The organism is Paraliomyxa miuraensis, assembly GCF_026337845.1.
In the GTDB taxonomy this organism is placed as follows: Bacteria; Myxococcota_A; Polyangia; order Nannocystales; family Nannocystaceae; genus Paraliomyxa; species Paraliomyxa miuraensis.
The window spans coordinates 255,072-267,345 of sequence record NZ_JAOVZF010000147.1 but is presented as its reverse complement, the minus strand read 5'-3'; the positions used below and the strand labels follow the sequence as shown (position 1 = coordinate 267,345).

Annotated in this window: 8 protein-coding genes; 1 reads left to right on the top strand and 7 read right to left on the bottom strand. The window is 69.0% G+C overall.

From position 1 onward, the window contains the following. Positions 1-58: 58 nt before the first annotated feature. Both OEB96_RS14635 and OEB96_RS14630 read right to left on the bottom strand, forming a co-directional pair. On the bottom strand, positions 59-694 hold the full coding sequence (locus OEB96_RS14635) for a nucleoside/nucleotide kinase family protein (protein WP_266216362.1): 636 nt from the start codon (positions 692-694) through the stop codon (positions 59-61). Positions 695-796: 102 nt separating this feature from the next. After that, positions 797-1,528 (bottom strand): hypothetical protein, encoded by a 732-nt coding sequence (locus OEB96_RS14630; protein ID WP_266216360.1) that lies wholly within the window; start codon positions 1,526-1,528, stop codon positions 797-799. Positions 1,529-1,787: 259 nt separating this feature from the next. Here OEB96_RS14630 and OEB96_RS14625 point away from each other — a divergent pair, with 259 nt between their 5' ends. After that, positions 1,788-2,855, top strand: coding sequence for a PEGA domain-containing protein (locus OEB96_RS14625; protein WP_266216358.1), 1,068 nt, complete (start codon positions 1,788-1,790; stop codon positions 2,853-2,855). Here the strand turns inward: OEB96_RS14625 and OEB96_RS14620 are convergent. Genes OEB96_RS14620 through OEB96_RS14600 form a run of 5 tightly spaced genes read right to left on the bottom strand, consistent with a single transcriptional unit; the run spans position 2,796 to position 12,162 of the window. Continuing rightward, on the bottom strand, positions 2,796-3,980 hold the full coding sequence (locus tag OEB96_RS14620) for a CehA/McbA family metallohydrolase (RefSeq protein WP_266216356.1): 1,185 nt from the start codon (positions 3,978-3,980) through the stop codon (positions 2,796-2,798). The genes OEB96_RS14625 and OEB96_RS14620 overlap by 60 nt on opposite strands. Then, positions 3,977-5,875 (bottom strand): HTTM domain-containing protein, encoded by a 1,899-nt coding sequence (locus tag OEB96_RS14615; RefSeq protein WP_266216354.1) that lies wholly within the window; start codon positions 5,873-5,875, stop codon positions 3,977-3,979. The genes OEB96_RS14620 and OEB96_RS14615 overlap by 4 nt, the downstream gene beginning before the upstream one ends. Continuing rightward, complete coding sequence (locus OEB96_RS14610) at positions 5,872-6,906, bottom strand: hypothetical protein (RefSeq protein WP_266216352.1); 1,035 nt, start codon at positions 6,904-6,906, stop codon at positions 5,872-5,874. The genes OEB96_RS14615 and OEB96_RS14610 overlap by 4 nt, the downstream gene beginning before the upstream one ends. An 18-nt stretch (positions 6,907-6,924) precedes the next feature. Further along, positions 6,925-10,044 carry a hypothetical protein gene (locus tag OEB96_RS14605; RefSeq protein ID WP_266216350.1) on the bottom strand — a complete coding sequence of 1,040 codons (3,120 nt, stop codon included), beginning with the start codon at positions 10,042-10,044 and terminating at the stop codon, positions 6,925-6,927. Between the two features lie 3 nt (positions 10,045-10,047). Further along, on the bottom strand, positions 10,048-12,162 hold the full coding sequence (locus OEB96_RS14600) for a S9 family peptidase (protein WP_266216348.1): 2,115 nt from the start codon (positions 12,160-12,162) through the stop codon (positions 10,048-10,050). Positions 12,163-12,274: the final 112 nt, after the last annotated feature.

Below are 12,274 nucleotides of genomic sequence, written 5' to 3'. Positions count from 1 at the left end.
GAGGAGCCGGATGCGGGAAATCCGCACGTCCGGATCTGTGGGGGGCCGGTCCCGGGAGTCATCCCGGGACCGGTCTACCCGACCCAGGCCCTTCTTCTTCTTCACGATCACGCGCCATCAGGGCAACGATGCGGTGTTCCAGTAGGGTTCCCTTCTCCGGCTCAGTCTTGAATTTGAGCTTGAGTCGTGCCTTGCGGGTATCCTCGTTGCACACGACACCAATGAGATAGAACGATTGTCCGTAGATCGATCTCAGGACTTCGACCTCGGCAGGGTGTTTGAGGGAATCGATGACGAAGGCACATGGTGCATCGTCGTCACGAAATTTTTTCCGTTCCTCCTGGATCTTGCGAATGCCCAGGCCGGCAACCATGCTTCCTCCATACATGGTCCGCAGGTCCTTTCCCGCGTCCTGGAGCTTGATGGTCTCGTCGATGCTCTTGGCGCTGCTTCTCTGGAAGCTCCTGCATTCTGCGAGGAGATCCGACAGCTTGATCTCGTAGGGCTGGAAGCCCGCCTCCTTGACCTTCTCGATCAGCCCCTGCGCGACCCAGGAGGTACCCGACCCCACGTAGCCGGTCACTGCAAAGACCAAGTCGTCGGATTCCTTGGCGCGGAGTCGCTCACGAAGGAGATCCGACCCATCTGGGCTTGCTTGCGCGATGGGCAGGCGGATGGGCAGCGACGAGGGCATCGAGCCACCATGATATACCCGCGGTGCTCAGGGGTGTTGCGCCGAGCGCGCGGATTGCTGCGTGGGAGCCGCGCGGCAACGCGCGGCTTGGACGGAATTGCCTCAAAGGTCGCCGGATGCATCGAGGGTGGCGGTCTCGGGCATCGCGGGCTCGTCATTGGCTTGCTTGGGCACGTCGGCGGACGACACCGCCCAGCCGCCGGTCTTGCGCTGCAGCTCGAGCGTGGCGGCTCCTCCGGGGCGCTCGATGATCGCCTTGGCCCGGCGATCGGACAGGCGCTGGATCTCGATCTCGCTGGGGACGGGATCCAGCGCAGCCGCCACCTCCCACGTGGCATCGCGCTCGAGCAGCACGGTGTCGTCGAGCGCCCGCACCACGGTCGCGGCCGCCTGGACGCGAGCGCGGGGTTCCGCGCCCCCGTCGTGCAGGATGCCGAGCGCCGCCGCGAGCTGATCGAGCGCGGCCTTGGGCTCGTCTGCCGGCAAGCCCATCGGGCGGGTGAGCACGGCGCGTGGTGCCGCGACGGCGCGGCGCAACTCGGCGAGCTGGGGGTGGCGCGAGCCGGGGCGAAGCCGAACGATCGCGGTGCCGCCCTCGACCATGCGCAAGGACTCGCCATCCGGGTTCTGCTCGAACGTCCAGCGCTCGAGCTCCACGTGCTCGGAGCCCGATCGCAGCACTGCGGCCAAGACCACCACCGAGCGCTGTCGGGGTTGGCTCAGCTCGAGTACGGGCTCGGCCACGGCGCCCGCGGGCAGGTGCTGCTCGAGGGTGGGGACGAATCGCCACGGCTCGGTCGCTCGATCGGGTGTTGGAGGCTCTGGCTCGTTCACGCCGTTGTCGGGGCGACCTCGACTGGGCTCGCCTCCCGTCCCACCGCAACCCCACCCTGCACCGGTACCCACGCCAGCGATGGCGCACCCGAGGAGCAAAACAGCGGTCGCTCGTCCCCAACCCCCCTGATCCATGACTCCGGCAGCGTGCGTGGTGGTCGTCGCGGGGTCAAGCGTGGTAAGGTGCGCGCAGATGCCCACGGGGCTTCGTAGTTCTCCTTGGCCCGCCAGGCCGGTGGCCCTGGCCACGGCCCTTGGCATGAGCGTGGCCGCCCTTCCTCCACTCACGCTCGGACTCGGGCCGAGCCTGGCCCTGGCCGCGCCCGGAGACGAGCCCAAGGCGACGGCCACCAAGGCGGCGATCTTGCCGTTGGCGGTCGAGGGCGACGAGATGCCCGACGCCGATCGAGCCCAGCTCACCGAGCGCCTGGTCGAAGGCCTGCGTCGTGGTGACTTCGACGTCATCGCTCCCGACGAGGTCCTGAGCCAGGCTCCCGATGCCGCCAGCTGCCGCGATGCCGCGTGCTACACCGCGATCGCGGCCGCGACCGGGGCCACGCACGTGGTGCGCGCGGTCGTCGACGCCCAGGACCGCGACTACGAGGTCGAGGTGCTGCTGGTCTCGGGCAGCAACGGCGTGCAGGTGGCGACGAGCACCGATAGCTGCCAGATCTGCGGCGTGGTCGAGGTCGGCGATCTCATCGACGCAGCCGCGGCCACCCTGCGAACCAAGCTCGACACCCTCAATCAGGGGCCGGCGCGGCTGGTGGTCGACAGCACGCCGCCCGGGGCCCGGGTGAGCATCGACGGCGAGATCAAGGGCACCACGCCCTTCGACGAGGAGGTGCTCGCCGGCGAGCACGTGCTGCGCGTGAGCCTCGAGGGCTACATCGCGGTCGAGCGCGAGGTGAATTTCGTCGAGGGCATCGCGGACACCCAGAGCTTCACGCTCGAGAAGGTGCCCTCGCGCTTGCCCCCACGCCCGTGGGGCTGGGTGTCCCTGGGTCTGGGCATTGCGAGCCTCGGCTTCGCAGGGACCTACGCGGCGCTCGACGATCGCCAGTACAGGCTGTTCGACAAGTGCCCGACCCCCGACGAAGACGATCAGTGCCCCGAGCTATGGGACACCGAGTGGTACGTGCTGGGCGGAGCGATCGTCGGGGGTGGCCTGGTCACGCTCGGCGTGGCCATCCTGCTCAACTCGGCCCGACGTCGCAGCACGAACAAGGTCAAGGTCGAGGGCAGCGGCGAGGCCACCAGCGCGCGCTCACGACGGCCTCGCTTCGGGGTCGGTCCGGGCAGCGTCACCATTCAGGGCCGGTTCTGAAGTCGGAGACCACACCGGCTGCACCCAGGCCTTGCGTCCCTGCGGGTCCTCCACCACCGCGCGCACGTAGCCGTGATGCCCCCGCGGCACGCCGAACGTCGCCTCGCGACCGCGCTGGCGCTCGAGCACCTTGCCTCCGTCGCCGATGAACGTGAATCGATGCACCCCCTCGGACGCGTCGTCCACCGCGATTCGCAGGCGCTCGCCGTCCCACGCCACCTCGCGCAGCGTGACTCCGTTGCTCGCGTAGAACTCCCCCCGCTGCAGCGCCGCTCGGATCGCAGCCGGACTGCGCTCTGCCCTCACCATCACCCAGCCCCGGTTGCCCACGTGGGCGAGCCGGCCGTGGTCGCGGACCTGCCGGGCGTCGTAGTAGTGGTGGGCGTCGTCGGTGGCCACGCCCCACACGCGCGCGCCGGTCGAGAGCACCGCGTCCCATAGCGCCTCGGTCGAGGGATGGGCGCGGTCGCCCTCGTTGTTGCTGTCGACCGCCTCGTTGGCGATCTCGAGCAGCGACAGACCGCGGCCGGCCAGCGCGGCCACGAGGTCGGCATCGGCCGCGTAGTGGAAGTTGGGGTGGTTGAGCAGCGCCACTCCACCCAGCGCCTCGGTCACCGCGATCGCATGCGCGTAGAGCTCGAGCCGGTCGATCCCCGTGGGCGCGGGTACCGAGCCGATCACGCTGGTGTCGTTGCCCACGAACAGCCCGTTGACGTGCAGCAGGCACTGAAGGCCGGGCTCGGGCGGCGGCTCGCAGCGCTCGAGGTTCTGCGTCAGCTCGATCCCTGGTATCACCAACATCGGCGGCTGGCCACCGGCCGACGCGGGGGCCGGCGCGGGCACCTCGGTGATGCGGTCGTGGTCGGTGAACACGATGAAGTCGAAGCCGTGCTCGGCGTACCAGCGCACCACGTCGGCCGGCGGGGTCTCGCTGTCACCCGACACGTTGCTGTGCAGGTGGAGCTGTCCCTTGAGCCAGCCCGCGTCGGCGACGACCTCGCCGGGCTCGGTCGCCGCCGCCGACTCGGAGGGCACGGTCGCCGGGGGCGGACCGCAGGCGGCCAGCAGCATCATCGATGCCAGGGCCAGCCCCCCGATCCACCCGCGTGTGCCTGCGTCCCTCATCGCTGCCGCAGGATCTTGAGCGCGATGAAGCCGAACACCGTCGAGAGCCCGGGCACGTGCCGCAGTCCCCTCATCCACCACAGCCCCGGCATCACCCGAATCAACGCCCATCCGGCCCCGGCCCCGAAGCGCGAGGTCTTCTCGCCCGGCAGCCGCATCACCAGGTGCTCGGGTGACACGTCGGGATCGGCCTGGAACTCCAGTCGCTCTCCCAGGTCCCACAGCCGCAGCAGCGCGGCCCGCCGCACGCTGGCGTCGCCCGGATGGTGCAGCACCACGATCGGATCGGCTGGCCGGCGCCAGCGCAGGCGATCGATCGGGTAGAGCAGGATCCTCTGCCATTTCATGCGCCGGATCGGGCGACCGTGCTCACCCGGAGCCACCGGCTTGCTGAACACGTAGCGCCAGAAGGCGTCGATCTCGTCGCCCGACAGCCAGGCGAAGTACACCGCCATCATCACGTTGGCGAACGTGCCCACGTTCATGCCCAGATCGATGTTGATGTGCATGCCGAAGCCCACGACCAGCCAGAAGCGCTTGCCCAGCACCCAGTGGCGCAGGAACAGGTGACCGCGAGGCAGCAACCACCGCACCGCGAAGTAGGGCAGCACCACGGCGCGCATCAGGGGGGACTTGCCCGACCACAGCTGGCGCAAGGACACGTCGGGCCAGCTCGAGGCTCGTCGCAGCGCCAGGTAGAGCGCCAGGCACAGCAAGGGCAGCGCCGAAGCCACCACCATGGTCACCTTGACCAGGGTGGCTCGGTTCATGTGCAGGATCTTGAGCATCTCGTCCGGCGCGTAGTAGTGCGCGCCCAGCCCGGCGATGTAGACCCCGCAGCCCCATGCCCCGAAGAACGCTCCGTAGCTCAGCCACCGCCGCCAGGCGGCGGCCCTGGGCCAGGTGCCGTCGGCACGCTCGCGCTCGTGGGCATTGACGGCCGACCCGATGAGCGCCAGCGGGAACAGCATCTCCCACCAGTGCACCAGGACCACCAGCACGGGCAGCACCCCGATGTAGTGCATCGCCCCCACGAACCCCATCTGGGGCCAGCGGTAGAAGTGATCGAGGTTGAGCGCGTAGTAGAGCGCCGTGCCGTTGGCCCACGTGTTGCCGGTCTTGAGCAGCCCCGTGGCGCAGTAGATGATGGCCAGCTGCAGCATGGCCATCCGCAGCGGCCACGCGGGGATGAGCCGCGACGCCGGGAACTCGGTGGCCCCTCTCAGGATCGCCTTGCGACGCCGTCGCCAGCCGTCGATCGAGTAGGCCTCGCCCCACTGGGTGAACATGCCCAGGAACAGGAACACGCGCACCACGGTGTCGCCACCGGTGTAGAACACGGGGCTGTAGCGGTAGACCGACTCGACGAGGATCCACGCCAGGATCGTGGTCCAGCGCGTCCACACGCCCAGGATCATCAGGCCGATGCTGACCAGCATGGCCGTGTACACCGCCCACACGAACGGAGGATCCGAGCGGAAGTGGAGGATGGAGAACTTCCCCCACATGGCCTCGAACACGTCGTACCAGTGCTCGAAGCCGTGCTCGGGGTCCCACAGCGTGGCCAGCTTGCCCCCGTAGGACTTGCGGGCCATGTCGGTGAGCCACAGCCCCTCGTCGGTGAACAGGTAGCGCGCCACCGAGTCGTCCAGCGGACCGTGCGGCTTGAGCAGGTCCACGAAGGTGAGCATCAGCACCAGGCCGAAGGCGATGCGGAGCAGCCCGGCCGGTCGCGGATCGACCCGCTGGAACAACATCCGACGCCACAGCTCGGGGCGGACCACGAAGAACGCGATGAGCAAGCCGAGCGCGGCCAGGATGGTCCACGACGCCTGGGGCAGGTGCGCCGAGACGTCGACCTCGGCATCGTCGAAGAAGGCGAGCAGGCCGATCACTGGACCACCTCCTCCTCCGGGCTGCCCTCGGCCTCGCCCTCGACCCCCACGGCGTCGTCCGGGGGATCATCGGGCACGGGAGGCTCGTAGGGATCGCCGCGTCGCGCCGCCGCACGGGCCGCTCGCTTCTGCTTGCGCTCCTCGCTCTGGCGCTCGGATTCCTTGATGTCCCACCACGTGCGCAGGTGCTGGCCCTTGAAGTACTTCTCGGGCATCTGCGGCAGCCCGTGGCGCTCGCGAAGATAGTTGGGCAGCTGTGCATGTCGGTTGGTGGCGCAGCTGATGGTGTCCTCCTCGCGCTGGTGCAGCTCGAGCTGCATCGGGTCGAAGCCCATCTTGAAGATGTTGCCCTGGGCCCGCTCGAACACCGCCTGCGGCGGCGGGATGCGGGTCCACATCTTGATGAACTGCACCTCGTCGGCCGCGTCTCCGCCGTGGTCCATCTCCCACTGGCGACACACCCACGCCGCGTAGTGCCGGCGGTAGCCCTTCTGGTCGATGATGCGGCGGTTGATCTTCCCCATGCGGTCGTACCAGAGGTAGGGGTAGGTTCGCTTGCCGTAGATGTCGTGCTTGAGGTCCCAGACCTCCCCGTTCGCGTCCTTGACCAGCACCTTCATGAAGATGTTGGAGCGGTGGGGGTTGGGCGCGAACATGGCCCAGCTCTGGGTGTTGCCGCTGGCCTGCCAGTAGTCGTTGGCGTCGAGGCGCTCGTTGAGCACCTTCTGGGCGCCCTTGGCCAGGCCCTTGCCGGGAAGGTTGTGCACCAACAGGATCACCCCGTGGTAGAGGATGAACAGGGTGGCCACGATCTGCATGATCGGGCCGTAGCACCAGCGCCGGCTCGGCCGGTCGTCGCGAGGGACCGGCTGGTGCAGCAGGGTCTGCGCGAGCGATGGGCCGGGAGGCTCGGGCCGAGACGGGTCGCCCGGTTCGCTCTCGGCCTGGCTTCCCTCTGGGCTCCGGGCCGACTCGTCGGCGGCGGCCGGGAGCTCCGGCTCGCGCTCGTCGCGGTTGGAGTCGTCACTCATGACAAGACCTCGTGATCGTCACTCGACGTTTTGCGCGCCTTCATCGTCGATGTCCTGCTCGTCGGGCTCGTCGCGCTCGAGCGCGGCGGGTGGTGGGGTCTCGGCGTTGCGCAGGGCCTGCTCGCGCTTGCGACGGCGCTCCTCGGCGGCCTCGCGGCGCTGCCGCTCGTCCTCCTCGGCCTTGGCCCAGTTGCCGAAGTCGCGGCGATTCTCCCAGCTCTGCCTGCGGTTTTGGAACTTGCGCTCGTAGCGTTCGCGATCGCGCTCGGCCTTGGCCCGATCCTCGTCGGTGATCGGCAGCCCGTAGCGCTCCTTCATGTAGAGCGGCAGCTCGCCGTCGCCCTTGCAGGGGTTGGTCTGCAGCGGATGCTCGCGCGCCTTGAGCCGGCGGGGGTGGTAGGGGCCCTTTTGGGCGACCGCATCGGGCGGGGGGATGTTGGTCACGATCTTGGCGGTCTCGATCTCCACCGGGAGCTCGCCCGTGAGCAGGGTCCACTCGCGGCACTGCCACGTGGCCCAGTAGCGCAGGTACCACTTGCCCTTGCCCGCCATGCGCCGCTGCATCTTGCGCATGCGATCGTTCCAGATCCACGGGTTGGGCCGGTAGTGGAACGCGTTGTTGCGCAGGTCCCAGCGATCGCCGTCTTCCTCGATCACCACCGTCTTGAGGAAGGTGTTCGAGCGCGGGGGGTTGGGCGCGAACATCCGCCAGCTCTGGTTGGTGCCCGTGCCCTTGAGCCAGCCAGCGAACACCGCCGCGCCCGGGCTGCGCCACTTGTTGAGGATGGGATAGTTGGGGAACAGCGACAGCCCCACCGCCAGCGAGTGATAGAGCACCGCGAACAGGATGAGGCTGCGGCCCAGGGCTCCGTGGGCCAGCGCGGGTCCGGGCTCGCGCGCGGAGCGGATGTCGCCGGGGCGTGGCGGCAGCACGCGGAACACCAGGGCCACGGCGATGATGAGCGCGAGCCACTCGTAGGTGAGCTGGCCTAGATCCTCGATCCACTCGGGCGGCTCGACCTTGGCCCAGACCAGGCCCGCGCCCAGTAGACCCAGCAGCAGCACCAGCACGTCGGGGATCCGACGGCCGCGCACCACCACGGTCGGGGCGGGTCGGCCCCGGCGGCGCAGCTCGAGCCCGATCGCGGCCGCGAGCACCACGCCCACCACGAGCCCCAGGGTGGTCCATCCCTCGTCGAGGGCTCCGAGCTGGTAGCCGAACATCAGCGCCGCGAGCACGGCGGTGGGCAGCCCGAACAGCCGGCTGCGGAAGCCCCGGAGCTCGCCCATGGTGGAGGTCACCAGCACGAGGACGGTGAACGTCAGCGCCCCGAGCCCTCGCTCGCCCAGGCGCAGCGGCTCGAGCTCGAGCGCCGGGATCACCGCTCCGATGACGAGCCAGCACAGGAGGCCGGCCGCCGCGATCTGGATGAACGCGACGACGTTGAACTCGTCGTCGTCGACGGGGTTGACCCGCGAGGGCACGAACCAGCGCTCATGGCCGCGGGGCACCAGCGCCTTCACGCCGCGGATCCGCCGGGCGAGGTCGAGCACGCCCTTGTAGACCCGCGCGTGCTCCTCCCCGGTCACGAATGCTGCGTAGGTCATCAGCATGATGAACGGGAACATGCCGATGTTCATGAACAGGATCAGGAACCCGTGGAAGATGAAGCCGAGCGTCAGCCACACGCGGCGGCCGAGGAACAGCGCCCGCAGGGTGTCCTGCTCGAGCCGGAGCTCGGGGATGTAGAGCCACGGCACCCGGTCGGTGATCCACGGCAGCGCCCGCCCGCGGCGCAGCAGCGTGATGGGCCAGCGTCCCAGCGCGTACCAGGCCAGCACGAACGCCGGGATCACGATGCCCCACGCGATGTGGATCTTGAGGAACGCCCCGCTGGGGTCCTGCGGCACGTCGTCCTTCATCTCGAGGCAGAACGGCAGCACCAGGTAGTTGATGCGCCAGCAAAGGCCCCAGATGGCCACCAGGACCGTACGGGCACCCCAGCGACGCCACCAGGTGTCCTGCGCGCGGTACCACGGCTCGTGGCGGTGCCGCAGCGTGAAGCGCAGCGCGACGCCGACGAGCATGATCGGGAACAGCTGCTCCCACCAGTGGGTGACCCAGGTGTTGACGCGGAACAGGTTGGTGCCGAACGCCGCCGAGACGACCTGGGTGGTCCACTCGAAGCGGTAGAAGTGATCCATGTTCAGCGCGTAGTAGAGCGCGTCGCCGGCCGCCCACACCGAGCCGGTCTTGACCGCGCCCGTGGAGCAGTAGAGCGCGGCCAGCTGCAGCATGAACAGGTAGCGGGGCCACGCGGGCACGCGGCGGTAGATGGGCTCGCGATCGCTCCGGGCCTCGGGACCAGCGGGATCATCGGGATCGGCGGGATCGTCGAGATCGGCGGGCGCATCGGGGTCCTCGAGCCGCCCCTGCTTGCGCAGCCGACGGCAGCGCCACCAGTTGTCGAACGACCAGGCATGGCCGGTCTTGGCGAACAGCAGGATCAGCCAGAAGCAGCGGTAGACGGTGTCGGTGCCCTCCCAGTAGAGCGCGTTGCGGTTGTAGATCCCGCTCATCAAGAACCAGGCGAGCAGCCCCGTGGTGCGGCTGAAGACCCCGGCGCCGTAGAGCAGCAGCACGAAGAAGAACACCAGCATGTAGCCCACGACGAAGTCGGGGCTGCCCCAGAAGTAGAACAGCGAGGGCTTGTTCCACAGGAAGTTCAGGACCGCCCAGCCGTCGTAGAAGCCCTCGTCGGGGCTCCAGCCGCGCAGCGCCTGGCGGCCGAGCTTCTCCTGGGCGTACTCCATGTCGAAGATGCCCTCGTCGCTCCACAACATCCGCCAGTAGGGCTCGAGGTTGAGGAAGCAGGCGATGGTCATGATCGCGAAGCCGATGCGCAGCACCGCGAACACCCGGGGATCGTCGAGCGCGAACAGGAATCGGCGGACCGACTCGATGCGCAGCCACGCCAGCGCGCCCACCAGCAGCACCACGGCGAACACCAGCCAGCCGCAGTACACCGCGAACTCGGGCGGGAAGTCGGGGTACTTCTCGCGATCGAGCATCAGGCCCAGCAGGCCGGAGCCCAGCCCGAGGTCGGTCGTGGCAGCGAGGCTCGACGACGCCAGCATGGACTATCCTCCTTCGGTTGCGGCCTCGGCCACCGCGCGCAAGAAGTCGAAGCGCACCTGGTAGGCCATGGCCTGGAGGTCGAGGCCCTCGATGTGGTGCCCCTGGCCCTCGAACTCCACGTACTGCACGGGCAGGCCGGCCTGCTTGGTCTTGTCGACGAACTGCCGGCTCTCCTGCACGGGTACACGCCAGTCCTGGCTGCCGTGGGTGACCAGCAGGGGCGCACGGAGCCGCTCGGCGTGGGTCAGCGGGCTTCGATCGCGCATCTTCTCGAGCTCGGCCGGCTTGCTGGGATCGCCGCTCTCGAGCACCACCCAGTCGGGGATGTTGGTCGCGTCGTAGAAGGTCTTGATGTCGGAGAACCCGGCGTGGGCCATCCCGAACCCGAACGGATAGAAGTCGTTGCGTCCGTTGGTGCGCGACGGGAACGTCAGCGCCCGCATGGTCGCATAGCCGCCATGGCTGCCGCCGTAGACCCCGATGCGCGAGGACGGGAGATCGAGGCGCTGCTCGATCCAGCGAGCCACCATGAACAGATCGACGATCTCGTCGCCGCCGAGATCCTTGTCGTTGAGCGAGTAGAACGCCTTGCCGAAGCCCGTGCTGCCGCGGACGGCGGGGGAGATCACGGTCAGGCCCGCGGCGCACATGATCTGATCGAAGGTGCTGTAGCGGTTCTCGCCGCCGTAGAACGCGGTGATCATCGCCAGGCGCTGCTCCGGCTCGGGCACGGGGTCGCGCGGCTCGAGCAAGAACGCATGCAGCTGACGCGTGGTGCCGGTGGCGGGGTCCTGGTCGAAGGTGGGGATGCGAACGGCGGTGGCGCGGCATGCCACCAGACCGCGCTCGAGCTGCGGGTCGAGGCCGATCACCTCGTGGGGCAGCAGTCCCGCCGTGGCCAGGTCGAGCTCGTGGGTCTCGTGGACGATGTCGGGCGAGCGCTGGGTGACGAGGGCGCGGCGGCCGTGGCCCGCCGTCACGTCGGCCGTGCCGGGGAGCGCGAGCACGGCGGTCTCGTTGCCGGTGCGTGCATCGAGGCGCACCAGGGTGGAGCCCGCCGGGGTGCGGTGCACGGCCACCACCTCGTCGCCCAGCAGCTCGGCCGAGGTCACGTCCTCGGTGTAGCGGGTGAGCTGCTTGGTCCTTTGGGTGCTGCGCGAGTAGGCGTAGAGGTTGGCGAACCCGTCGTCGTTGGCGATGTAGAGCAGCAGGTCGTCGTCGACCCAGCCGTCGAGCGCCCTGGGAGCGTTGCGGCGCGCCTTGGTGGAGGTGATGGGGCGAGCCACTCGCTTGCGGCTGCGCAGATCCACCCGGACCAGCTGAGCGCGGTTGCGATCGCCCTGGACCTGCGCGTTGAAGTAGATCTCCTGCCCGTCGGGCGAGAATCGCGGCTCGGACCAGCTGAACGTGAGGTCGGGCGAGTCGCACACCACCTGCTGCTCGGCCCCGGTGGCGATGGTGCGCAGCACCAGGCAGGTCTCGTAGGGAGCCTTCTTTGGCGGCCCTTCGTGCGCGTCGCCTGCGGCGCCGCCGGCCTTCCTTCCCTGGCGAGGCAGGTACGCGACGATGCTCTCGTCCGGCGAGAACCCGAGCCCGTACACGTAGTCGTGCTGGGTCACCTGCGTGAGAGCCCCCGATTGCAGGTCGAGGGTCCACAAATTCATCTGCTCGTCGTTGCTGGCGTCGGCGTGCAACCACAGGGCCTGGGTCGGCGCGTGGTGATGCACCGACCACAGGCTGCGCTTGGACCAGTCCACGTCGCTGATGGCGGTGCCCGCCGCGAGCTCGAAGCGCTCGGTGGCTCCCGCCTCGGTCCCGATGTCGAGCATGCGCAGGGTGTAGCGCTCGCCCCGCTCGACGTAGAACAGCTTCCCCGTGCGCAGGCTGGGCTCGAAGTCACCAAAGGGAAAGCCCGCCAGGAAGGGGCGTAGATCGATCTCGCGATCGAAGTAGCGGGCCGTCACGGGCTCGGGGCCCGGCGCGGGCTCGGGCCTTGGCTCAGTGCTCGCGGGATCCACGCCCTCGGGCGGCTCGGCATCGGGATAGGGAGTGGCTGCATGCGGCGGCGCGCATGCCGCCAGCACCCACGCCGCGCTCGTCCACCAAAGGGGCCGCATGGGCGCCATCTGACAATGGCTCGCCCACCGGACACAAGGGTCGTGCATGAATTGCGTGACTCGCGGCGGATTCGGGCGGCGTCGGCACGGAGCCCTTCCTGGCCCAGGTAGC